The following is a 25,226-nucleotide window of genomic DNA, read 5'->3' on the forward strand; positions in this document are numbered from 1 at the left end:
TTAAGGAGATTTTGGTGCTATGTAATTAAGTTCTTAAAGATATTACATTATTTTATAATCGTTCATTCTTGCAGATTTTTTAGTATATGATAAAAAACATAAAAAGTTGTTAACACGAAAACGTTTTCGCTGAGAATTTCGTAATCCAAAATTGTTTTCTTAGCAATAGTTTGCCTAATTTTATCCCTGAGAAGTGAAAATATAAATAAACTAAACTATTACACTAATTTTAATAAAATTGTATGAAGACAACTACTAAAAGCTTATTGTTTTTTCTGTTTTTTGTACCCATACTCATGTTTGGGCAAACGACACTAACAGGAACAGTAACCGAGCAATCAACCTCTATTCCGCTTCCAGGGGTGAACGTCGTTATTAAAAACACGACCACAGGAACGGCAACGGATTTTGATGGTAATTATCGAATTGAAGTTAACAACGGAGACATATTGGTATTCTCTTATGTGGGCTATCAAACCATTGAAATTACCTATTCTGGGCAAGCCTCATTAAATGTTCAATTAAATGAAGACGCCGCCCAATTAAACGAAATTGTTATCATTGGTTATGGTACAACCACTAAAAAAGATGCTACGGGATCTGTGGAAGCCATTACTTCTGAGGACTTTACTAAAGGAAACATTGTTACACCAGAAAACCTATTAAGTGGTCGTGTAGCTGGTGTAAGCGTTACAACCAGTGGAGCACCGGGTTCGGGTTCTCAAATCAAAATTCGTGGTGGTTCATCCATTAACGCATCAAACGATCCGCTTATCATTATTGATGGATTGCCTATTGATAATAATGGTGTTAACGGTTCCAGAGGTGTTTTGGCAAGTATTAACCCTAACGACATAGATTCGTTCTCTGTTTTAAAGGATGCTTCGGCTACGGCCATCTATGGATCGAGAGCATCAAACGGTGTTATTATTATTGTAACCAAAAAAGGTAAATCTACCTTTAGCGCTACTTACGATGCCCAATACAGTTTTGGTGAACTAACGGACAGAGTAGATGTTTTTTCTGGAAATGCTTACAGACAATTAGTGGCATCGCAACCTATAAACGGTACCACGCTTGATGAAAGTTTATTGGGTACGGCAAACACCAATTGGCAAGATGAAATTTTTAGAAATACTGTTTCAACTCAGCATAATTTATCTATGCAAGGATCGCTTTTTAAAGTGTTGCCGGCAAGATTTTCATTTGGGGTTACCAATCAAGAAGGTGCTGTGTTAACATCAGAATTTGAAAGAAGAAACTTAAGCTTAGCCTTAAACCCTAGTTTTTTTGATGACCATTTAAAAATCAACTTGAACGCAAATTTATCATTTGAAGATAACCGATTTGGTGATTCAGGGCAGATAGGCGCAGCCTTACGCTACGATCCTACACAACCCGTTTACGACCCATCGTCGCCGTTTGGAGGTTTTTACCAACATATGGTTAGCGGTAATTTGGCAAATGGAACAACAAACCCTGTTGCAGAATTACTACAAAGAAATAATACGGGAGACTCCAACAGAACATACGGGAACTTGAATTTTGATTACAAATTTCATTTCCTACCCGATTTAAGAGCGGTATTAAATATTGGTTTTGATGAAACAGAGGCTAAAATTATTGATTTTACCTCATTAAGTTCTCGTATACAGAATTTAGATAAAGTGAACTCGTCAAGAGGTTTTCAAAAAAGAACCAATAAATTACTTGATGGGTATTTAACCTATAATAAAACATTTGATAACATGCGCACGGAATTTACCGTGGGTTATTCGTATCAAGAATTTACCAATGAAGGAAGCAATACTGGGAATGTTAGGGATGCATTAAGTCTTCCAAGTACCTTTGCAGACCCCGATGTGGTTTTAATCGGCTTTTTTGGTAGAGCCAATTTAACATTTCTTGATAAGTATTTATTAACCTTAACCTACAGACGAGATGGCACTTCGCGCTTTAGTAAAGACAACCAATGGGGCGATTTTCCAGCGGCCGCATTAGCGTGGAATTTAAGTGATGAAGATTTCTTAAAAGAATCTAAAACCATTTCTAGTTTAAAATTAAGAGCGGGTTACGGAATTACCGGGCAACAAGCGTTTTTTGGTGCAAACGATATTTATTTAAACCGATACAGAGGTGGCGATTCTAATTCGCAATACCAGTTTGATAATATTGTGATCCAATCGTTGATAGCCTCAGAAATTAACCCAGATTTAAAATGGGAAGAAACGGCAACCATGGAGTTTGGTATAGATTACGGATTGTTTGATCAACGCGTTTCGGGCTCGTTGAACTTCTTCCAGAAAAATTCAACCGATTTATTGTTTACGGCCTCTGTGGCAGATGGTACTAACTTTTCAAACAGTATCATTCAAAACATTGGAGAGTTGCAAATTCAAGGTGTTGAGTTTTCTTTAAATGCCGATGTAGTTAAAAAAGACGATTTTACGGTAGACTTTAACTTTAACGCTACTTTTTTAGATAGAGAAATTAAAGAGTTGGCTTTAGGTCAAGATGTAAGAACCGGTGGTATTTCTGGTGGTACCGGAAACAACATTCAATTGTTGAGAGAAGGATTTTCGCCTAATTCATTCAGCGTTTTTAAACAGTTATATGACAATTCAGGCAATCCTATTGAAGGTGCTTTTGTAGATTTAAATGGTGATAACGTTATTAACGACGACGACCGTTATTTAAAGGAAAACCCAGGAGCGGATGTTATTTTAGGATTTCAATCTAACATCAATTACAAAAACCTGGATTTGTCTTTCAACTTAAGAGCCAACTTAGGAAACTACGTTTATAATAACGTAAACTCTTCAAGAGCGCAATACGAGTTATTACAGGACAATGCGGTTTTAGGTAATGTGCCAACATCGGTTTTGGAAACAGGATTCCAACGAACTTCTGATGTTATTATTTCGGACATTTATGTTGAAGACGCTTCATTCTTAAAAATGGATAACATAACTTTAGGCTATACGTTTAGCAACATCTCTAAACATTTAAAAAGTTTAAGACTGTGGGGCGGTGTTCAAAACGTATTTACTATAACCAATTATAGTGGATTAGACCCAGAAGTATTCAATGGAATAGATAATATTATTTATCCAAGATCGAGAACCATTTTAGCTGGAGCTAATTTTAAATTTTAATAAAAACAACTATGAAAACAAGATTTAAAATATACAAAACAATTGGGCTTATAGGTCTTTTTATCGTGGCACTTACATCGTGTACCGATGACTTGAATATAACACCTAATGACGATCAAACCACACTTAGCGAAGATCTTTTTAAAGACGAGGCCGCCTACAAACAAGTATTGGCAGGTGTTTACGCTAATTTGGCTTTAACAGGAACCGATGGTGCAGGAAACTCAAACCTTAAAAACATTGATGCGGGAACGAGTCAATTTGGGCGTGTACTTTTATATGTGCAAACCCTGTCGGCAGATCAAATGATTTGGTCTTACGAAAACGACCCGGGCACCAGGGAAATCCAAAGAAACCTATGGACGGCGCAAAACCCATTGTTATTGGGTATGTTTAGTAGAGCACACCTTTCAATCGCCTTGGCAAACAACTTTTTAAGAGAAACCACGCCTGAGAAATTAGACGCGAGAAGTGTGTCTACAGCTGTTAGAAACGAAATGCCAGCATACAGGGCCGAAGCAAGATTAATGCGAGCTATGGCTTATTATTACATGATGGATATTTTCGGAAAAGCAAATTTTGCAGACGAAACAACGCCTATTAACTCGCAACCAGATGTATATGAAAGAGCAGAATTGTTTTCTTTTATTGAAAGCGAATTATTAGCGATTGATGCAGATTTGGTTGATGCAAAACAAAACGAATACGGCAGAGCAGATAAAGCTGTTGCTTATATGATTTTGGCTAAAATGTATTTGAATGCACAAGTTTATATTAATGCAGATCGATATGCGGATTGTCTAAGCTATAGCGAAAAAATAATTGGAAGTGGCTATACGTTAGCGAACAATTACCTCCACAATTTTATGGCAGACAACAATACAAATTCTGCTGTAAACGAAATTATTTTCCCTATTATCTCAGACGGATTCACAACTCAAAACTATGGGCCTACCACGGTAATGATTAATGGTTCGGTTGGTAGTTTAGAAGTAAATGGTTCAGAAGTTGGCGTTAGTGCTGGCGGATGGGGCGGCGCGCTTAGAGTTAGAAAGCAATTTGTAGAACTGTTTGATGGTTCGTTTAACACCGATACCAGAAACACGATTATTTCTGAAGGCAGACCTGTTGATATTGACGATATATCCGATAAAGATTCAGGGTACATTATTCAAAAATATTCAAATGCCACGTCAACGGGCGGTTTTGGGGTCGATCAAACTTTTGTTGATACCGATTTCCCATTGTTCAGATTAGCCGATGTGTATTTAATGTATGCCGAAGCCCATTTAAGAGGCGGTGGCGGCGACTTAACCACGGCACTTGGTTATATAAATGCATTGAGAACCAGAGCAAATAACCCAAATACGGTTGCTGCAAACGATTTAACTTTAGATTTTATTCTGGACGAAAGAGCTAGAGAACTGCATTGGGAAGCCCATAGAAGGCAAGATTTAATTCGATACAATAAATTTACCGGTGGTAATTACAATTGGGCCTGGAAAGGCAACGGAAGCAATGGTATTTCGTTACCGGCACATTTTAAAGTGTATCCTATTCCAACAGCAAGTATGGCTGCAAATCCTAATCTTACTCAAAACGAAGGATATTAAAATTATAAACAAATTAAGACGATGAAAAAAAATAAAATACTTTCAGCAGTTAGCATTATTGGTTTAGTTTTTCTATTCCTAAGTTCTTGCGACGATACTACTGACACATTCCAAATATCGGCTCCAACGGCGCCCATATTGGCAGATTTGAATTTTACCAGCATAGAGCTGGATGCCGTAAACACCTCTAATCCTGCACTAACATTAAATTGGGTAGAATCAGATTACGGACAACAAACGGCTGTAAATTACGCCATTCAGTTTGCTAACGACGAAGGGTTTACAAACCCGGTAACCGCAGCATCGATAACAGGACAAAGCGCACTTACATTATCTATAAGCGAAATTAATGCCGCAGCGGGTAATGCCGGTTTAAATCCTTTTGAATGGGCCACTCTATACACAAGAGTTGTGGCATCATTAGGGTCGCAAAACAGCGAGCCCATAAACTCCAACACACTTCAATTTGAGGTGTACCCATATTTCAACTACGTGTTTAACGACTATTATTTAGTTGGTAACGGCACAGCGCCGGGGTGGAATAACAATGCTAACAACCCACCATTATTTAGAGACGAGTCCAATCCAAATCTTTTTTATTACACCGGATATTTTGCAAAACCAGGTGGATTTGATGAAGGCCGATTTAAAGTTTTGGAATCAAGAGGCTTATGGCAACCGCAATGGGGCGTTACAGAGAGTGAAGGAAGCGACACGCCAAAAACCGAAGGAGATATTGCCGGAAACCCCGGAACACAATCTAACGACCCCGGACGTTTTGGTGTACCCGAAACAGGGTTTTATACCTTTACCATAGATTTTTCAACAAAAAAATACACCACGCAGCCTTTTGATGCTTCGGGAATTACAAGTCCTGTAACCTTATCAATTCAAGGCTCTAGTGTAGCAACAACAGCTATGACACCTTTAGCTTTTGATGGGCATATTTGGTATGCATCAGGGTTACGATTAACACCTGGAGACGTTACGTTTATAACAGACGGAGGCGCAACATGGGGTAGCACAACTTCTTTTTCGGGGGTTGCTACAGATGGCGGCGGATCTATTCCTGTAATTGTTGAAGACGACTACGATGTTTGGTTTAACGATTTAACGGGTCGTTATATCCTTATTCCGTTGAATTTATAATCATAAAAAAAATAGATATGAATTTATATATTAAAAAAATAAGCTTTCTTTTACTGTCATTTGCCTTTTTGTTCACAGCTTGTGAAACCGAAGAAAGCCTTACGATAACAACCCCGGAAGCCAAATTTGTTTTAAACACACCGGGTATTAGTACCGTGTTTTTAAATTTCGCTTTACCGGACAATCCAGCATTTACCATTTCATGGAATGATGAGGTAACTGGTGGGGGTACTTATAATGTAGAAATGTCTACAGACGAAGCTTTTACGGCTCCGGTTACTCTGGGAACGACAGATTCCAGTAACTTTTCAATGACGGTTGCCGATTTTAACAATGCTATTGCTAGCGCAGGCGTAAGCACGTTTAAAGATGTTGCCATTTACATGAGGGTTTCGGCTGGAAGCCAGCTTTCCAACAACATTTTACTTTTGGTTACAACCTATCCGGTTAATGCGCCAGAGATAAATAATGTAAATAACGGAGATGCTTTTGTGTTATCGCTAGACAATAACGATGTAACGGCCATAACAGTAGAATGGGATGATCCTATTTTGGATTCTTCATTAAATCAAGATGTTAGTTATGTTTTAGAAGGCGCAACGGCAGGTACCGATTTTGCAATGCCCATTGAAGCTGGTAATGTTACTAATCATAATGCCATAGCACTTACAAACGCGCAATTAAACGCCTTGGCTATACAAAGTGGCATTGCCGTAGATGCTACTGGAAATGTAGATTTAAGAGTAAGAGCAACGATTACCGATAGTGCTTCTGGTTCTGTTTTAGAAAGAATTTCATCAACGGTTACCATTTCGGTAACTACCTATTTAACCGTTTTGGATTTATCGACAAACTGGGGTGTTGTTGGTGCCGTAACTGGTTGGGGAGGTTCACCAGATTTACCTTTCTGGACCACAGATGTTGATGGTGTTTTAGTGGCCTATGTTACGCTACCAACTGGTGAAATTAAGTTTAGAGAAAACATGGATTGGGCAAACAATTATGGTGATAATGATGCAGATGGAACGCTTGATGACGGTGGTGCAAACATTAGTATTACAACCGCAGGCTCGTACAAAATTACCATGGATTTAAACAACCTAACCTATACCATTGAAAGCTTTTCATTAGGTATTGTAGGTGGTGCCTATAACGAATGGGGTGCAACACCGGATTTTATGTTGGAATACGATCAATATTCTGATGTGTTTAGAGGTATTGTAACTCTAATTGACGGTGAAATGAAATTTAGAATGAACAACGATTGGGGCACCAATTGGGGTGATGATGGTGTAGATGGTACTTTGGAAGAAGGCGGAGCAAACATAGTTGTTACTGCTGGAATATATATTGCCACTGTAAACATGAATGATTTAACGTACACTTTAGAACCCATAGATTATGTTTGGGGATTAGTTGGTGGTGCCTATAATGAATGGGGCGCAACTCCAGATGCTCAATTTACAAGAGATTGGTCGCGACCATTCAATGATATTTGGATTCTTAACGATGTGACTTTAATTGATGGGGAATACAAATTTAGAGCCAATAACGATTGGGGCGTAAATTATGGAGACGATGGAGGAGATGGCGTTTTAGAAGCCGGAGGTGCTAACCTAGTTACAACCGCAGGAACATATTCTTTTGTGCTGGATTTCTCAGACCCTGCAAACCCAACGTATACTAAGAATTAGATTTATTTTATACTTAAAAAAAGGCTGATGTACATCAGCCTTTTTTTTCCTAAAACAAAATAGATAATGAAAAAACTACTATACTCATTTTTTTTATTCATTACGGTATTAACACAGGCTCAAGTGGTTACTACATCGCCTGTAATACCAACAGCTTCCGATATTATAACTATTACATTTGATGCAACGGGAACGGAATTGGACGGTTACACTGGAGATGTATATGCACATACGGGTTTGCTCACTTCTGCATCGGCAAATAATACCGATTGGAAACACGTTATCGGTTCTTGGGGAAATAATACCAATCAGCCACAATTAACACCTACAGGCACAAACACTTACCAATTGGTAATTACGCCTGATATCCCAACTTTTTATAACTCTGGTTCATCAACCGTAACCGATATTGCTATTGTTTTTAGAAACAGTACTGGAACTGCACAATCAAGACCCGATATTTTTATTCCCATTTATGCGGCTGGTTTAAATGTTAGCATTACCAATCCTTCAGATGAATCGGTTTATGATTTGAACGATAATATTACCATAAGCGCAGAATCTAGTATAAATGCAGATTTAGAATTAAAGGTAAATAACGTTTCCGAACAAACAGCAACAAACACCACTACAATTTCCAAATCTTATACATTTACTTCAACAGGAAATTATACCATTGAAGCCATTGCAACCGAAAACAGCGAAACTAAAACAGAGCAAATTTCGGTTTATGTAAAAACACCTACTCAAAACGAAACCTTACCAACTGGCTTAAAAAATGGTTTTAACGATAATGGCGATGGCACCGTAACATTTGTTTTACAAGCGCCACTAAAAAGCGATGTTTTTTTAATTGGTGGATTTAACAATTGGACGCTCAACCAGGCTTATCAAATGAAAAAAGACGGCGATACGTTTTGGTTAACCGTAAATGGTTTAGATCCCAATACCGAATATGCCTATCAATACCTCATAGATTATAGTATAAAGGTTGCCGATCCTTATTCAAAAAAGATACTTGACCCTGATAACGATCAGTATATATCAAACGCAACCTACCCGAACTTAATGGCATATCCAACGGGAGAAACCACGGGAATTGTTTCTACCTTTAAAATAAATGAAACCGATTATGTTTGGCAAAACACAACATTTACACGGCCCAACAAAGAAAACATTATTATATATGAAATGCTTTTGAGGGATTTCACAGAAAGCAGTTCGTATCAAGATGCCATAACACACTTAGACTATTTACAAAACCTAGGTGTAAATGCCATAGAACTAATGCCAATTAACGAATTTGAAGGCAACATAAGTTGGGGTTATAACCCATCTTTTTACATGGCATTAGATAAAGCTTATGGTACAGCAAACGATTTAAAAGCATTTGTTGATGCCTGCCACCAACGCGGTATGGCCGTAATTACAGATGTTGTTTTTAATCATTCTTACTCGCAATCGCCTTTATTGCAAATGTATTGGGATAGCGCAAATAATCGACCCGCCGCAAATAGCCCTTATTACAACCAAAACCATAATTTAGTGGATAATACGGCTGCGCATTGGGGTTACGATTTTAATCACGAATCCAATTATACCGTTAACTTTTTTAATGATGTATTGAGTTTTTGGATGGAAGAATATAAAATTGATGGTTTCCGTTTCGATTTCACTAAAGGATTTTCAAACACCATATATTCAGGTGCCAATAATTGGGCTAGTGCTTACGATGCTTCTAGAATTCAAAACCTAAAGGCCTTTGCAGATCATGTTTGGAATGATTCTCCAGGAAATGAAGCTTATGTTATTTTTGAACATTTATCCGATAACACAGAAGAAACAGAATTAGCAAATTACGGCATTTTACTATGGGGAAATCTAAACCATAGTTTCAATCAAAATACTATGGGGTATGCCACAGGTGCAGATATTTCGTGGGCATCGTACAGTAACAGAGGCTGGAACAATCCGCATATTGTGGGTTATATGGAGAGCCATGACGAAGAGCGTTTAATGGTTAAAAATTTGGCCTACGGAAATGTTAACGGTGGTTATAATGTTAAAGATTTAGGTACTGCTTTAGATAGGCAAGAAGCGGCTTCGGTTGTGTTTTATGGAATTCCAGGGCCTAAAATGCTATGGCAATTTGGCGAATTAGGATACGATAAAAGCATTAATTGTGATGGCGATATTGAAAACGGCGCTTGTAGATTAGATAAAAAACCTGTGGCTTGGACTCTAGGTTACGATTCGGATTCAGACCGATTGGACTTGTTCAATGTTACTGCAAAAATGATTCAGTTAAAAAAGCAGTTTCCTTCAACATTTAATACCAATAATTTTAATCTTGACGTTGGTGGATTGGTAAAACGTATCAATCTTTATGACAATGTTGGTAGTTTAGACGTGGTAATTATTGCTAATTTTGATGTCGTTACGCAATCTGTTAATCCTAATTTTCCGGCAACAGGAACTTGGTATGATTCATTTTCAACCACAAGCATAAATGTTGCCAATCCTACTGCGGCTATAAATTTACAACCCGGTGAATACCGTTTATATTCGCAAACCCCAAGCCTAAGCGTTGCAACAGCTGAAAAAACAAATGTTATTAAAGCCTACCCAAATCCAACTTCAGAGTTTTTTCAGATAAATACATTTGTTGAATCGGTTTCGATTTTCGACTTAACAGGAAAACAGGTAAAAACCTTTAAAGGGGATTTTAATAAAGAACACCCTTTTGATATATCTGATTTAGCACCAAATGTATATTTAGCTAAGATTAATAGCAATTTAAATGAACAGTTCACATTGAAAATCGTAAAATTGGATTAATCTAAAAAGCGGTTTTATCTGATGTTACCCAACATTAGATAAAAAATAAAAACCCTTCATATCATTGATTTGAAGGGTTTTTTAATACGTTTCAATACGCAATAAGTGGAGTCGGAGAGAATCGAACTCTCGTCCAAACAAGTAACCAAAGGGCTTTCTACACGTTTATTCTTTTCTTGTTTTTTCGATTAAAAGCTGGTTAAAGACAACCCACTTTTAACTTAGCTTCTTTAGCTTCAAAAGGGCATCAAAGCACTGCCCAATCTATATTGACATTTACGATGCCTCAAAATGGAACGCCGTCAATCAAGGCTTTCCGGAGACATAAAGCTTGTACACCTTGTGTACCTAGGCTAATCTTACTATAAATTCAGATTATGCAGCTAAAGCGTAGTTATTCTCGCCGTTTAAAATTTGGTCTAGCCTTTTACGTGTTTCAATGCCATTACACGACGTGCTTACCGTTCAATTAATCTCGCTGTCAAAACCAGTCGACCCCTTTATTAATTTGTCACTTCGAGTGATTTTTATTTAAAAATCGTATCGAGAAGTGGGCGTTACCCACTTTTGCTTTTAATGGCAAAAGTGCGTCAGGCTTTCGGCAGTCGCTTTTTTTGCGAAAAACAAAAAAGAGCTTCAACAAATGCCTCAATCCTTAACGCGGGCTGCAAAGGTATCAAAAAGTTTTAATAACTAAACAGATACCGTATATTATGTACAAAATTTATACCAAATTATTAGTTGTCAGTTAATAAAAATTTTATCAAATTAGCACAAACAAATTAAATAAATGTACATCAAGTTTGCCATCATCAAAGAACGTAAAAACCCACCAGACCGACGGGTGGTATTCTCTCCCGAAAAATTTGCAGAAACCAAAACAAAATTCCCCCAAGGAGAATTTAAGGTGGAAGCGTCCAATATACGTGTCTTTCCAGACCATCAATACAAAAACAAAGGTTTTAAGGTAACAAACGATGTGTCAGATTGCGATGTGTTAATTGGCGTAAAGGAAGTGCCCATTAAAAATTTAATACCCAATAAAAAATACTTTTTCTTTTCGCATACCATAAAAAAGCAACCCTATAATCGCAAATTGCTAAAAGCTATTCTAGAAAAAAACATAGAACTTTACGATCACGAAACCATTGTAAATAATGAGGGATTTCGGTTAATAGGCTTTGGGCGTTATGCGGGTTTAGTTGGTGCTTACAACGGGTTTAGAGCTTTGGGTTTAAGAGATAACCTGTTCAATCTCCCAAAGGTGGAAACCCTTGCGGACTTAGATGCCGTAAAAGCAGAATTAGATAAAATCGAGCTGCCAAATATTAAAATAGTACTCTCCGGAACCGGAAAAGTAGCCCAGGGCGCCAAAGAAATTCTGGACCATTTAAACATCAAGCAAGTTAGTGATGCTTTGTATTTAACCACAAAATTTACCGAACCGGTGTATTGTATGGTCGATGTTATGGAATACAACAATCGTAAAGACGGAAAAGTAGGCGACAAGGCCGAGTTTTATGCAGACCCAACAGATTACGAAAGCAATTTTATGCCCTACGCCAAAGTATCCGATTTTTTTATAGCAGGTCATTTTTACGGGAACAATGCCCCCTTTTTATTTACCAGGGAAGATGCCAAAAACCCCGAATTTAAAATCAATTTGGTTTCCGATATCTCTTGCGATATTGATGGCCCCATAGCTTCAACCATACGGGCATCGACAATTGCAGATCCGTTTTATGGCTACGACGCGCAAACCGAAAGCGAGGTGGCTTTTAATGCTGCAAACGCCATAACCGTTATGGCCGTAGATAATTTACCCTGCGAACTCCCAAAAGACGCCAGCGAAGGGTTTGGCGAAATGTTTTTGGAACACGTTATTCCTGCATTTTTTAATAACGATGCCGATGGAATTTTGGAACGCGCCAAAATTACCGAAAATGGAAAGCTCACCGAACGCTTTGCTTACTTACAGGATTATGTTGATGGCTTAGAGTAGATTTGTTTAAAAATCCAATAACTAACAGTTAAAAAACTGCCAAATAATAAAACAAATAACCACGCAAATTTATTGGCGTAGGGCTGTATTACTATATTTAAAATATCGGTTATTAAATATTTTGAATGGCTTAAAATTTCCCAAGAATTGTAACGTAAAAAACGCCCTAAATACACGCCGAAACTCGATAAAAACAGAATAAATATTACGCCGTAGTTTAATAATTTATATTTAAAAAAAGGTTTTAAAATAACTTTCATATCTAAAATGGATAAATAAAACAATAGCAATCCGTTAGCGGCAAAGGCACTCACCATTAGTATATCTAACCAAATAATAGGAGCGGAGCTGAGTTGTAAATGAATTAAATCGGTAACTATATAAGGGGCATTGGGTAAAAAAAGCAGCCAAACGCAAAACCAAACCAAGAGTGCAAATTTATTAAGCTTGGGGAGGCTTACCAAATATGTGGTTATGGCAAATGGAACGGCTGCTAAAAACAAGTTCCAGACCAAAAACAAGTAGAAAAAGGAATGTGTCAACTTCATTCTAAGCATAAGTAATACAATGCAAAAAGCCATTGAAATACTTAACAGAGCGAAGGTTTTAAATCGGTTTATAAAGAGGTGTTTTATGTTATCCATGGGTTTGTAATTTATATTCAACAATTAATACGCTGATGATGCCCAACGTATAAGCCACTAAATCTGAAACATGAAATGTGCTGCCCAAAACAAGTTTTGCCAATTGGTTATTTTGGAGATTGAGCAGTTTTAAAAGATTTGCTAATTGTAATAATTCAATAGTAAAAGCAAATACCAAAATCAATATGGCAAGCTTAAAGGAGTTGATTTTTATTAAGCTTTTAAAAAAACAATAGATTAAAATGACCACTAAATAATCGCCAAAGGTATGCCGGATAAAACCGCTTTTTAAAAAGATGGCAATCAGTATTTCTGTAATAAACAGAAGGATGGTTATGGTTAAATAGGTTTTGTTGAGTTTTATAAACATGCGATTACCAATTAGGATTGACTGAGCTTAAAGTTATTGATATTACGATATAGAAATAGACGACTGCAATTGGAATATTTAATAGCATAATGCCACTAGTTTTAATTAATTCTGATCGATGCTGACTATCGATAGCTATTGCAATGATGTTAACAACCAAAAGAAGCATATTTATAACAAGTGCTATTATTACAAAGTAAAAACCAAAGCTTCCGATGCTATTGGAATTATCAAAATATAGATAAAGTGATAATGTTGTGGTGCCGATTATAAAGCTTAAAAAAGCGACAATTTTCCCTAAGTATATTAAATCTTTCATTTTTTTATGGTATGACTTTTCAAATATGTTTTTGACTGCGGATTAATCACTAAACCCAGCAAAGAGATGCGTTAGCGATTGAAACGACATCCTTTTTAAACTTGAGGGAAATGCATTATTGATAGTGCTAAAATTTGGCAGATTGCCGTGTCCTTCGTCCTCGCAATGACGTTTAAAAAGATATAGTGTAAAGCGCGACCCCGATGTTTTCGGGGTAACGCCCAAATAATTAGTGTTTAATGAAATCATCCGTTGTTCCAATCTATTTTTCGTGATACAAACATGACGATGGCGAGTATTAAAAACAGGCCGATACTGCCTACCAAAAGCGCGTAGTTTTCCAATTGGATGATGACGTAAATAAAGGTATAAAGTGCCGTTAGCGATAGCCCGATGAATAGCGGAAACTTAAATGTTTTTAATATGGATTTTGAGTACAGGGTGATGAGCGCGATTACCGAAATGCCTGCGATGACGTAGGCTTTTAAAAAGTTGCTGTGTTCGGATATGGAGACGAGCAGCGTGTAAAACATGGTGAGTGCAAGCCCAATCATTAAATACTGAAACGGGTGGATGTTTATTTGGCTTAGGGTTTGTATTAAAAAGAAGATTAAAAAGGTGAGTGCGATAACCAGAAATCCGTATTTGGCGGAGCGTTCGCTTTTTTGGTATTCGTCGACCATAACCATGAATTTTGTGCCAAATGCAAACTCATTTAGCTTTGGTATGTTGTTTAAATGCAGTTGCGAAAAGGCTCGGTTTATGTGCAGCACTTTCCAATGGGCCTTAAAGCCATCTTTGGTTATTTCCTTGGTTTCGTCGTTGGGCAGATAATTGCCCATAAAACTGGGGTCTGCCCAATTTGATGTCATGTCCATGGTGGTGGTTTTACCAATAGGAATTATTTCTATTTGCTCGCTTCCGTTAAAAGTCATATCGAATTCGAAATTTTTTGGGGCTTCAAATGGCAAATCTTCTTTTTTAATGAATGCGGATTCCAATTCGTTTAAATAGGAATTGTTGGTGTTGTTGAAATTGGTTTCGAAAGCGTATTTTGAGTGATTTAAACTGATGAGCATTTCGTTTTTAATGCCTTTTAAATTTGAGGTTTTAATGATGATGGTGGCTTTGTTCCAAACGATGTCCTCGTCTTTAATGTCCTTTAATGCGAGTTGGGGTTTTATGTAGTTTCCGGAAAAATTCATTTTAGAGGTATAAACCGCCGACTCGAAATTGCCGCGTTTTAGGGTTTTTGAATCTACCGAAACCTTGGTGTTTAAGCTTTCGGGAAAAATGTAAGCATACTTTATGTGGGTTTGCGTTTCGGTGGAGTAGGTGTTTGATTCTTTATTATAAATGGTGGTTTCTTTATAGGTTTTGTACGGCAATTTTAAAATAGGGCCATAAACCAACACATGGTTTCCCCATTTATCGTTTATTTCGTTAACCACATCAGCTTGCCTATAAGCGCGTTCGTGAATTAAACTGTTTATGTAAGACAGTGGAATGAGTAAAATAATGACTAAAAACCCTACCATAAGCATACGTGCCGTAATGGAGGTTTTTAACCAGTTGCCGAATTTGTTTTGCTGTTTGTTTTCCTGTGGTGTGTTTGAGTGTTCCATAATGCGTGTTTAATTTGTTTTTATTGCTTTAGAAATGGTGTTTATCATATTTAAAAGTACTTTGTTTTTCAAAGTATAAGATTAAAAAAATATATTCGTTCTCAATTGGTGTGATTGAGGGCTCTAATTTGGGTTTTGTATTCCAGTGGTAAAATGATGGCTTTTAAAAATGTATCTAGATTGATGGTTCGGCTTATTTTGTATAGCGGTATCAGCGGTTTTAATATTGAAAAGGATTTGAGGTGCAACAATTCCCGAACCGGTTTTGGTGTGATTAGTATTTGTGATTCCAATAGCAACCTATACCTCAGTAAACCTAAATGTTTTCGGTATTGTTTAAGTAAATCTTTGGTAAATGAACCATGGTATAAATTTTGATTGAGATGCAATAAGCGCATGGCTTTAAAACCCTCATAGGTTTTTGGTAAATCTTTTATTTCCATCTGTTGGCCGACTTCTAAAAAAACATGAAATACGTCTTCTTTTTCGTGTGTTTTTAGCGGTCGTTCTAAAATTTCAAACGATCTTATAGAGTAGTCTATCAACATAAAAAGTACATCTTTATAAGCCCAATTTGGTATGGGTTTTCCGCGTTTTTTTTCTACCGAACGGTGTATGGCATTAATATGCTTGATGGTTTTAAATGCCGTTTCCTTTTCTGAAAACACAATGCCTCGTGCGTAAGCCACCGTTGAAAACAATCGTCCTAAAGGATCTTTTGGAAGCTTGCCGGTAAAATACAACCAATCCACAGCTTTGTTAAGCGCAAATTCTGCCGAAGCTCCAGCAAAAATTAGGAGAATAGTATCGCTCTTTCCCCATATTTCCCTAACTATTGAATTTTTGTCTACGAAATAATTCATCTTTTTTCGACTTTATAAGCCATTATTGTTTGTTAATCAATTTTTCAAGGGCGTCAATATGCTTTTTAAATTCCGCTCTTCCCAGTTTGGTGGTTGAATAACGCGTGTTTGGTTTTCTGCCAATAAATTGTTTTTCTACTTTTATATATTCCGCTTTTTTCAAGGCTTTGGTGTGGCTTGCCAAATTGCCATCGGTGGCGCCCAAAAGTTCTTTTAGCATATTAAAATCGGCATACTCGTTAACCATTAAAACAGACATGATGCCCAGTCTAATTCGGTGGTCGAATGCTTTATTTATGTTGGTTATAATGCTCATTTTTTAATATTCAGTCAACAGTACTCAGTTTGCAGTCTTTCTTTTGCGACTTAGCGTCTTTGCGAGAACATTACGTCCTGTCATATTTAAAATGCATCCAAGTGCCATAAACAATATGCATAATACCAAAACCCAATATCCAAAGCCAAAATCCGTATCCGGGAAACCAAGCGCAAATTAAGCCTATAATAATTTGAATATAACCTAAATACCGGATATCGCCTATGCTGTATTTTGAGGCGTTTACCAATGCCAATCCGTAAAACATGAGCATTAACGCAGCAGTTTGACCGTATTTTTGCTGATTTAAAATGATTAAAATATACAAACCACCAACTACCAAAGGAATTAAAAAGTTAATTACCAATCGTTTTGATGTGGCGTTCCAAATTTTCGCTCCCTGTTGTTTTGCTTTTTTGGTGGTTAAAAAGATGCCCGTTAAAATACTTAATGCGGCAACCAAAAATAAATCGAGCATAACCAGTCTGAAAATTTTACCATCTAAAATTAACGTACCATCGCCGTATGCCATAACGAGCCAATAGGCTATGGCAGCGCCAATAAGCGCATAAATGCCCGCAAGGATACCCGATAATCCGCTAAGTGATATAAAACGAGAGGATTTGTTCATTAAATCCTTTATTTCGCTAATGTCTTTTAAATAATCTTTTGATTCCATATAAAAGTACTTTGAATTGCAAAGTAAATAAATTATTTCAAATAGAACAATAAAAGTTTTTTTAATTTTTGTTTTACGACCTTATAATTGTTTTCAAGATGGTTTATTTTTTCGTTGAAATTCATTATCTTATAGTGTTATTAATTTAAAATAAAGTGTCATGAATCCAATATTAATATTTACGATATTTATTATCGTATTCATACTTTCGGGGATACGGATAATTTATGAATACAAACGAGCTTTAAAATTTAGGTTTGGTAAATATATTGAAACACTACAACCTGGGTTTAGATGGATTATTCCGTTAATAGAAACTATACAAGTTGTTGATATTAGGGTTATTACCATTAATGTGGTTTCTCAAGAGGTTATGACCGAAGACAATGTGCCTTGTAGTATTGACGGCGTTGTTTTTTTTAAGGTTATCGATCCGGAAATGGCGGTGTTGGAAGTGGAAGAATATACCTTTGCCATTACACAGTTGTCGCAAGCGGCCTTACGGGATGTTTGCGGTAAGGTTGAATTGGATACCATTCTGTCTAAACGTGAAGAAATGGGGAACAATATTAAAAAGATAGTAGAAGTTGAAACCAAAGATTGGGGTATAGATATTATAGATGTGAAAATAAAGGATATCCAACTACCTGAAAACATGAAGCGTATGATGGCTAATCAGGCAGAAGCAGAGCGTTCTAGACGGGCGCGTATTATTTTGGCCTTGGCAGAAGAGCAGGCTGCAGGTAAATTGTTAGAAGCAGGAAAATTAATTGATCAATCGCCATCAGCCATAAAGTTGAGGTTGTATCAAACCTTGTCTAATATAGCAGCAGAGAAGAATTCTACCATTTTATTCCCTTTTCCTGAAGAAGTATTGCCAAAAAAATCGAAGTAAAAAAAGACAAATTACATGCTTTTTTTAAGAGAACGAAATTGAAAAATTATCGAAAAAGAAAACAATTATGTTGTCTTTTTCTTTTTTGATAGGATTTACAAAACGGATTTCAATAAGTATTTACGCTAAAAACATACCGCTTTATTTAGTGTTTATGCTTAAATTATTAAATTAGCATTGTGAATCCTGCCGAAGTCTATATATTAAACCAACCCGAACCCTTTCGTTCAATTTTGATGCATATTCAGGTGATTATAGAGCACACCATTCCTAATGCAGTATTAAAATACAAATGGCGGATTCCTTGTTATTACTTAGGGGAAACACCGGTTTGCTACTTAAATGCCAGTCATAAAAAGCAATTTGTAGACGTGGGTTTTTGGCATTCGGCGTACCTCTCAAAATTTGATGAACACCTAGTTAGCGAGAATCGTAAAGTGGTGAAATCGCTGCGTTACCACACTTTAGAAGATATAGATAATGATATATTTATAGCTATTCTAAAGGAAGCTGAAAAACAAAAAGGGAAATCGTTTTATAATAAATAGTTTATAGGCTATTTATTGTTTTTCTGATAGCCACTAAATTGGTTAACAGACCTTCCAAATTATCCAAATGCAACATATTGGCGCCATCACTTTTAGCATTTGCGGGATCAAAATGTGTTTCTATAAACAAACCATCAACGTGGTTAACAATACCCGCACGAGCAATGGTTTCAATCATATCCGGTCTGCCACCTGTAACGCCAGCACTTTGGTTGGGCTGTTGTAACGAATGCGTAACATCTAAAACGGTTGGTGCGTATTGGCGCATGGTTGGAATACCTCGAAAATCCACAATCATGTCTTGGTAGCCAAACATGGTGCCTCTATCGGTTATCCACGCTTTATCGCTACCAGCATCCTTTACTTTTTGTACGGCGTGTTTCATGGCTTCCGGACTCATAAATTGCCCTTTTTTTAAATTGACCACCTTACCGGTTTTGGCTGCGGCAACTACCAAATCGGTTTGGCGTACCAAAAAAGCAGGAATTTGCAGCACATCAACATACTGCGCCGCTAATGCAGCATCGCTGGTTTCATGAATATCGGTAACCGAGGGCACATCAAATTTTTCTGAAACCTTAGCTAAAATCTCTAAAGCTTTTTCGTTTCCAATACCTGTAAAACTATCAATTCTACTTCTATTGGCTTTTTTAAAGCTGCCTTTAAAAACGTATGGAATGTCCAGTTTGTTGGTTATGTTAACTACTTTTTCGGCAATTCTTAAAGCCATGTCTTCGCCTTCAATGGCGCAAGGGCCACATAAAAGAAAGAAGTTATTGGATTGTGTGTGTTTTATTTTTGGGATATCTTGAAGCTTCATAAAAAATGGTTTCAGCAAATTTAAGGCTACAAAGATACTAATTCAGAATTCTAAATTCAGGTTTTTTGAATTTTCAATGAATAAACACAATAATATATTCATTATTTATAAGTAACTTTGCACGCCCAAAAAAAAGGAGCATATATTATGGCTAACATTAAAAACATTGCAATCATTGCGCACGTCGATCATGGTAAAACCACTTTGGTCGATAAAATCATGTATCACTGCCAGTTATTTCGTGAGAACGAAAACACGGGTGATTTAATTTTGGATAACAATGATTTAGAACGTGAAAGGGGAATTACCATCACCTCAAAAAACGTATCTGTAATTTATAAAGACACCAAAATTAATATTATCGATACGCCTGGTCACGCCGATTTTGGAGGTGAAGTGGAGCGTGTTTTAAATATGGCCGATGGTGTTTTGCTTTTAGTTGATGCCTTTGAAGGCCCTATGCCACAAACCCGTTTTGTATTGCAAAAAGCCATAGATTTAGGTTTGAAGCCATGTGTGGTAATTAATAAAGTAGATAAAGAAAACTGTACACCAGATGAGGTACACGAAAAAGTTTTTGACTTAATGTTTGAGCTTGGTGCCGAAGAATGGCAATTGGATTTTCCAACCGTTTACGGTTCGGCAAAAAATAATTGGATGAGCGATGATTGGCAAAATGAAACCAAAAACATTGAGCCTTTGTTGGATATGGTTATCGAACATATTCCAGCTCCTAAATTACCAGAGGGCAATACGCAAATGTTGATTACATCCTTAGATTTTTCGTCGTTTACAGGACGAATCGCTATTGGGCGTTTAACGAGAGGCGAATTAAAAGTAGGACAAAATATTTCGTTGGTAAAGCGCGATGGTTCTATTGTGAAAAATAAAATTAAAGAACTGCATACTTTTGAAGGTTTAGGGCGTTTAAAAGTAGACGAGGTTCAAACGGGTGATATTTGTGCCATTGTTGGTCTTGAAGGTTTTGAAATTGGCGATACCGTTGCCGATTTTGAAGCACCGGAAGGTTTAAAAACCATTGCTATTGATGAGCCTACGATGAGTATGTTATTTACCATTAACGACTCGCCGTTCTTCGGGAAAGACGGAAAGTATGTAACATCTCGTCATATAAAAGACAGATTGACTAAAGAATTGGAAAAGAATTTAGCACTTCGAGTTGAAGAAACCGATAGTGCCGATAAATTTATGGTTTTTGGTCGTGGCGTTTTGCACTTATCGGTTTTAATTGAAACGATGCGTCGCGAAGGTTACGAATTGCAAATTGGGCAACCCCAAGTAATCATAAAAGAAATTGATGGTGTAAAATGTGAGCCAGTTGAAGAAATGACGATTGATTTACCCGAAGAAGTTTCAGGTAAAGCCATTGAAATGGTTACCCTGCGTAAAGGCGAAATGCTAAGTATGGAAGCCAAAGGAGACCGTATGGTTTGCGAGTTTATCGTGCCGTCAAGAGGTATAATTGGTTTGCGTAATCAGTTGTTAACCGCTACGGCTGGAGAAGCTATTATGGCTCACCGATTTAAAGAATACCAACCGTTAAAAGGCGGTATTCCAGAGCGTCAAAACGGAAGTTTGGTATCTATGGAGAAAGGACAGGCCATTCCGTATTCTATTGATAAATTACAGGATAGAGGTAAGTTTTTTGTTGATCCGGGTGAAGATATTTACGAAGGACAGGTCATTGGTGAAAACTCTCGTGGTGATGATATGACGGTTAACGTAACCAAAACCAAAAAATTGAGCAACGTGCGTTCTTCAGGGGCTGACGATAAAGCTAAAATTGTACCGGCAATTAAGTTTTCTTTAGAAGAAGCTTTGGAGTATATTCAAAAAGATGAATATGTTGAGGTAACACCGAAGCACTTACGTTTACGTAAAATATTTTTAACGGAAGTTGAGCGTAAAAGAAATAAATCCATCTAATGTCATGCATTAGCAAAAAAAATAAAGAGGAATTCTAATAAGGGTTTCTCTTTTTTTATGGCTTAAAAAAAAAGGTTTTTGGGAACTACGGAAACGGCGTATATAGGCAACCGTTTTGCTATTACCCGTTTTCAATAAATGTATTCCACTTGGTTATATGGCATGGGCAGCGTTTCTTCCTGGTAATTTCACAGGTTTTTATCTATACTAATATTAAACTAAATACGTTAAATGATTTTGTATATTTGGTTCATTCAGAAAACACACATGGCATAGTGGTGTTTTTAAATAAAAAATGGCATTAAATTATAAACCTTTTTAAGAAAAAGTAAATTCATATTAATTGAAGAAATTAATAGATTACATAAACAATAACGTTTTAATAAAAATTACTTCGCTAAAAACAGCTGCCATTTTAACTAGAATGATTGCTGGTATATTAACATCAAAAGCCATTGCTGTTTTTATTGGGGCTGAAGGTCTTGCGTTAATAGGTAATTTACGAAACTTTGTTGGTTCTGCCCAATCTGTAGCTATACTAGGGCTATATAAAGGCTCTGTAAAGTATATAGCGGAATATAAAGATAACATAGTTAGGTTAAGCAAAACCATTTCTACGGTTTATTATTTTGGTTTTGTATCTTCAATTTCGGTGTCGCTTTTATGTTATTTTAATGCAGAAAATATCAATAATTTAATCTTCCCAAATTACAGCAACTATGCTTATGTAATTAAAATATTTGCTTTTGTACTGCCCTTTTATGCTTTGAATATGTTTTCGTTTTCCATAATGAATGGCTTTTCAAAGTATAAAATACTCATTATAATAAACATTATAGGTCAGATTTTAGGTGTGTCCATCACCTTGCTATTGATTTATCAAAACAATATAGATGGGGCCTTAATTTCGGTTGTCATTGCAGAATCCTTAATATTTTTAATCACTTTGGTAGGCATTATAAATAGGCGTAGTTTAACACCGCTTATTCAGGTGAAGCAAGTTAGTTTTGCCTATTTTAAACGGTTGAGCTCGTACTCGATCATGGCGTTGTTTTCGGCTGTTTTGTTACCCCTTGTTGCTTTGGCAATTCGATCGTACATAATTGAAAACATAGGTTATAAAGATGCTGGTTTTTGGGAGGCTATGACGCGCATATCCAAATACTACTTAATGTTGGTTAGCTCGTTAATGGCACTTTATATTTTACCCAGATTTACTGAAATCGATACGGTTAAGGGATTTAGAAAAGAAGTTTTTGGATTTTATAAAACCGTAATACCCGTATTGGTGCTTGCTTTATTTTTGATATATTTATTAAAGCCATTTATTGTAACGCTTGTTTTTACTGAAGAATTTAAACCCGTTGAAGACTTGTTTTTATGGCAATTATTGGGCGACTTCTTAAAGGTTTTATCTTTGGTGATAGCCTATCAGTTTTTAGCAAAAAAAATGCTTTGGCACTATGTGGTAACCGAAACATTTTTAGTGGTTATTTTGTATATAACAAGTGTGTACTTTATTAATATGTTTGGCGTAGTAGGAGCAGTGATAGGGCATTTTGTGAGTTACTTAATGTACTACGGCATCATTTTATTAATATTCGGAAGCTCGCTTTTTGGGGTGGAAGTTGAAAAGGATTAAAAACAAGGCTATAATTGTTTCTTGTCAAAACACTAATAATGGAAGATTACAAAGTAGTTAAATATTCATCATCAAATTATAAGGAATGGAATGATTTTTTGGATACATCTAGAAATGCAACATTTTTATTTCATCGTGATTTTATGGAATATCATTCTGATAGGTTTAGGGATTTTTCGTTGCTGGTATATCGTAAAAACAAATTGATTACGATATTGCCCGCTAACTTAGATGGCGAGTTGCTTTATTCTCATCAAGGTTTGAGTTATGGCGGATTTTTATTGCCAAATAAAGTTGCTTTTAAAACTGTTTTTGAAGCTCTCAAATGTGTTTTGGTTTTTTTAGAACGTAACGACATAAAAAAAATTATTCTTAAACAAATACCCAAGATATATTGCAATAAACCTTCAGATGATTTAGATTATCTCATGTTTATTTTGAAAGCCAAATTATTTAGACGTGACCTTTCAATGACCATAAAATTAGATAAAAAAAATCAGTATTCTACACTCAGGAAACGAAAAATAAAAAAAGCCCAAAATTTAAAGTTTGTAGACGACACTGACTTGCCCTCGTTTTGGAATTTAATATTAATACCGAATTTAAAAAAAAAATTTAACGTAAAGCCCGTCCATTCCCTTGAAGAAATAACAAGGTTGAAACAAACTTTCCCCTATAATATTAAACAGTTTAATGTTTTTGATGATGACGGTTTATTGGCAGGGTGCACTGTTTTTGAAACTGAAAAAGTAGCGCATTTGCAGTATGTTTCAACCAAAAAAAATATTAAAGACGGTGCATTAGACTTTTTGATTCATCAACTTTTGACAACAGTTTATAAAAACAAGACGTATTTCGACTTTGGGATTTCAAATGAAAACCAAGGAAAGAATATCAATTTGGGGTTGCTCAATTGGAAACAAAGTTTTGGAGCATCACCCATAGTTCATGATTTTTATGAGATAAAAGTCAACAGCCATCCTTTGCTAAACAATGTGATGCTATGATAAGGTTTTTAGATTTAAAATTAGTAAATCAGCGTTACAACGACGTTTTTAAAAAATCATTCGATAATTTTTTAAACAACGGACACTATATTTTAGGAGAGCAAGTTATCGGCTTTGAAAAAGAATTTGCAGCTTATTGTGGCACTAAGCATTGTATTGGGGTGAGCAATGGATTGGATGCTTTGGAACTTATCTTTGAAGCTTATAAAACCTTGGGTGTTTTAAAGGCAAATGATGAGGTTATTGTACCGGCCAACACCTACATTGCCAGTGTTTTATCTATTAGTAATTCAGGTTTAAGGCCAGTTTTGGTTGAGCCAAACATAAACACGTTTAATATTGATCCTTCTCTAATTGAAAAGGCAATAACCTCAAAAACTAAGGCTATCTTGGGGGTTCATTTATACGGACGACTTTATGATGTTGAGCAGTTGGAAAAAATAGCAATAAATAATAATCTGGTTTTAATCGAAGATGCAGCACAAGCGCATGGAGCTGCTACTATAGATGGTAGAAAAGCAGGAAATGTTTCAAATGCTGCGGCTTTTAGTTTTTACCCCACTAAAAATTTAGGTGCTTTGGCTGATGCTGGAGCGGTTACCACAAATGATAAAGCGCTTGCTGATGTTATTTTTAAAATGAGACATTACGGAAGAGCATCCTCTTATGAAAACGATATAAAAGGGCGCAATTGTCGATTAGACGAAATTCAAGCTGCATTTTTAAGGATTAAATTAAAACACCTTAAAACAGACAACATTAGAAGACAGGGCATTGCAAGAACATACTTTGAGCTAACAAAAAACGAAAAAATTATACTTCCTCACTGCAAAATCCTTAGTCAACATGTTTTCCACCTGTTTGTTATTCGGAGTAATAAAAGAGATTTACTTAGAGAATATCTTTATAAAAATGGTGTGGAATCCATAGTTCATTACCCAATACCAATACATCATCAAAAAGCGTATCAAGAATTTGGCAGTTTAAAACTGCCAATTACAGAACAAATCCATAATGAAGTCTTAAGTGTACCTTTAAATACAGGATTGAATAGTGAACAGGTTCTTAAAATAGTAAAGCTAATTAACAGTTTTTAATTC

The 25,226-nt window shown here is 36.2% G+C and carries 21 protein-coding genes and 1 other RNA gene; 12 read left to right on the forward strand and 10 right to left on the reverse strand.

Annotated elements, in window-relative coordinates:
- Positions 1-242: 242 nt before the first annotated feature.
- The 5 genes from ACN5J7_RS13070 to ACN5J7_RS13090 all read left to right on the forward strand — a co-directional run bounded on the left by ACN5J7_RS13070 (position 243) and on the right by ACN5J7_RS13090 (position 10,449).
- Complete coding sequence (locus ACN5J7_RS13070) at positions 243-3,155, forward strand: SusC/RagA family TonB-linked outer membrane protein (protein ID WP_418604253.1); 2,913 nt, start codon at positions 243-245, stop codon at positions 3,153-3,155.
- 11 nt (positions 3,156-3,166) lie between these two features.
- The gene (locus tag ACN5J7_RS13075) at positions 3,167-4,768 is read left to right on the forward strand and encodes a RagB/SusD family nutrient uptake outer membrane protein (protein ID WP_418604254.1); all 1,602 of its coding nucleotides are present in this window, start codon (positions 3,167-3,169) and stop codon (positions 4,766-4,768) included.
- A 21-nt stretch (positions 4,769-4,789) separates the two neighbouring features.
- Complete coding sequence (locus ACN5J7_RS13080) at positions 4,790-5,917, forward strand: SusE domain-containing protein (protein WP_418604255.1); 1,128 nt, start codon at positions 4,790-4,792, stop codon at positions 5,915-5,917.
- 17 nt (positions 5,918-5,934) lie between these two features.
- Positions 5,935-7,611, forward strand: coding sequence for a SusE domain-containing protein (locus ACN5J7_RS13085; RefSeq protein ID WP_418604256.1), 1,677 nt, complete (start codon positions 5,935-5,937; stop codon positions 7,609-7,611).
- A 66-nt stretch (positions 7,612-7,677) separates the two neighbouring features.
- Entirely contained in the window at positions 7,678-10,449 is a 2,772-nt protein-coding gene (locus ACN5J7_RS13090; RefSeq protein ID WP_418604257.1) for an alpha-amylase family glycosyl hydrolase, read from the forward strand.
- 103 nt (positions 10,450-10,552) lie between these two features.
- Here the strand turns inward: ACN5J7_RS13090 and ssrA are convergent.
- Positions 10,553-10,948, reverse strand: a transfer-messenger RNA (tmRNA) gene (ssrA, locus tag ACN5J7_RS13095).
- Positions 10,949-11,245: 297 nt separating this feature from the next.
- Here ssrA and ACN5J7_RS13100 point away from each other — a divergent pair.
- The gene (locus tag ACN5J7_RS13100; RefSeq protein WP_418604338.1) at positions 11,246-12,451 is read left to right on the forward strand and encodes an NAD(P)-dependent oxidoreductase; all 1,206 of its coding nucleotides are present in this window, start codon (positions 11,246-11,248) and stop codon (positions 12,449-12,451) included.
- Here ACN5J7_RS13100 and ACN5J7_RS13105 read toward each other — a convergent pair.
- From ACN5J7_RS13105 to ACN5J7_RS13140, 8 genes are all read right to left on the reverse strand, one after another.
- Positions 12,430-13,095 (reverse strand): DUF1361 domain-containing protein, encoded by a 666-nt coding sequence (locus tag ACN5J7_RS13105; protein ID WP_418604258.1) that lies wholly within the window; start codon positions 13,093-13,095, stop codon positions 12,430-12,432. The two genes, ACN5J7_RS13100 and ACN5J7_RS13105, sit on opposite strands and share 22 nt — an antisense overlap.
- Positions 13,088-13,465 carry a DUF2809 domain-containing protein gene (locus ACN5J7_RS13110; RefSeq protein WP_418604259.1) on the reverse strand — a complete coding sequence of 126 codons (378 nt, stop codon included), beginning with the start codon at positions 13,463-13,465 and terminating at the stop codon, positions 13,088-13,090. The genes ACN5J7_RS13105 and ACN5J7_RS13110 overlap by 8 nt, the downstream gene beginning before the upstream one ends.
- A gap of 4 nt (positions 13,466-13,469) precedes the next feature.
- Positions 13,470-13,784, reverse strand: coding sequence for a hypothetical protein (locus ACN5J7_RS13115; RefSeq protein ID WP_418604260.1), 315 nt, complete (start codon positions 13,782-13,784; stop codon positions 13,470-13,472).
- Between the two features lie 42 nt (positions 13,785-13,826).
- On the reverse strand, positions 13,827-14,033 hold the full coding sequence (locus tag ACN5J7_RS13120) for a hypothetical protein (protein ID WP_418604261.1): 207 nt from the start codon (positions 14,031-14,033) through the stop codon (positions 13,827-13,829).
- Entirely contained in the window at positions 14,030-15,409 is a 1,380-nt protein-coding gene (gene creD, locus ACN5J7_RS13125) for a cell envelope integrity protein CreD (protein WP_418604262.1), read from the reverse strand. Before creD ends, ACN5J7_RS13120 begins: the two co-directional genes overlap by 4 nt.
- A 101-nt stretch (positions 15,410-15,510) precedes the next feature.
- On the reverse strand, positions 15,511-16,272 hold the full coding sequence (locus tag ACN5J7_RS13130) for an oxygenase MpaB family protein (protein WP_418604263.1): 762 nt from the start codon (positions 16,270-16,272) through the stop codon (positions 15,511-15,513).
- A gap of 22 nt (positions 16,273-16,294) precedes the next feature.
- The gene (locus tag ACN5J7_RS13135; RefSeq protein ID WP_418604264.1) at positions 16,295-16,588 is read right to left on the reverse strand and encodes a winged helix-turn-helix domain-containing protein; all 294 of its coding nucleotides are present in this window, start codon (positions 16,586-16,588) and stop codon (positions 16,295-16,297) included.
- Positions 16,589-16,658: 70 nt separating this feature from the next.
- Positions 16,659-17,267, reverse strand: coding sequence for a hypothetical protein (locus ACN5J7_RS13140; protein ID WP_418604265.1), 609 nt, complete (start codon positions 17,265-17,267; stop codon positions 16,659-16,661).
- A gap of 160 nt (positions 17,268-17,427) precedes the next feature.
- On the opposite strand from ACN5J7_RS13140, the gene ACN5J7_RS13145 reads away from it, so the two are divergent.
- Together ACN5J7_RS13145 and ACN5J7_RS13150 are read left to right on the forward strand one after the other, a co-directional pair.
- A complete protein-coding gene (locus tag ACN5J7_RS13145; protein ID WP_311942555.1) occupies positions 17,428-18,162 on the forward strand; it encodes a slipin family protein in 735 nt (244 codons plus the stop codon).
- Positions 18,163-18,341: 179 nt separating this feature from the next.
- Positions 18,342-18,710: a DUF1801 domain-containing protein gene (locus tag ACN5J7_RS13150; protein WP_418604266.1), complete on the forward strand. Its 369-nt coding sequence runs from the start codon at positions 18,342-18,344 to the stop codon at positions 18,708-18,710.
- 1 nt (position 18,711) lies between these two features.
- Here ACN5J7_RS13150 and kdsA read toward each other — a convergent pair whose 3' ends face one another.
- Positions 18,712-19,530: a 3-deoxy-8-phosphooctulonate synthase gene (gene kdsA / locus ACN5J7_RS13155; protein ID WP_418604267.1), complete on the reverse strand. Its 819-nt coding sequence runs from the start codon at positions 19,528-19,530 to the stop codon at positions 18,712-18,714.
- Positions 19,531-19,677: 147 nt separating this feature from the next.
- On the opposite strand from kdsA, the gene typA reads away from it, so the two are divergent.
- The 4 genes from typA to ACN5J7_RS13175 all read left to right on the forward strand — a co-directional run bounded on the left by typA (position 19,678) and on the right by ACN5J7_RS13175 (position 25,223).
- On the forward strand, positions 19,678-21,477 hold the full coding sequence (gene typA, locus ACN5J7_RS13160) for a translational GTPase TypA (protein ID WP_418604268.1): 1,800 nt from the start codon (positions 19,678-19,680) through the stop codon (positions 21,475-21,477).
- Between the two features lie 343 nt (positions 21,478-21,820).
- On the forward strand, positions 21,821-23,119 hold the full coding sequence (locus ACN5J7_RS13165; protein WP_418604269.1) for an O-antigen translocase: 1,299 nt from the start codon (positions 21,821-21,823) through the stop codon (positions 23,117-23,119).
- A 38-nt stretch (positions 23,120-23,157) separates the two neighbouring features.
- Positions 23,158-24,126: a GNAT family N-acetyltransferase gene (locus tag ACN5J7_RS13170; protein ID WP_311942571.1), complete on the forward strand. Its 969-nt coding sequence runs from the start codon at positions 23,158-23,160 to the stop codon at positions 24,124-24,126.
- Entirely contained in the window at positions 24,123-25,223 is a 1,101-nt protein-coding gene (locus tag ACN5J7_RS13175; RefSeq protein ID WP_418604270.1) for a DegT/DnrJ/EryC1/StrS family aminotransferase, read from the forward strand. Before ACN5J7_RS13170 ends, ACN5J7_RS13175 begins: the two co-directional genes overlap by 4 nt.
- The last annotated feature ends 3 nt before the right edge of the window (positions 25,224-25,226 follow it).

This window comes from Hwangdonia sp. (assembly GCF_048381975.1).
GTDB classification, from domain to species: domain Bacteria; phylum Bacteroidota; class Bacteroidia; order Flavobacteriales; family Flavobacteriaceae; genus Hwangdonia; species Hwangdonia seohaensis.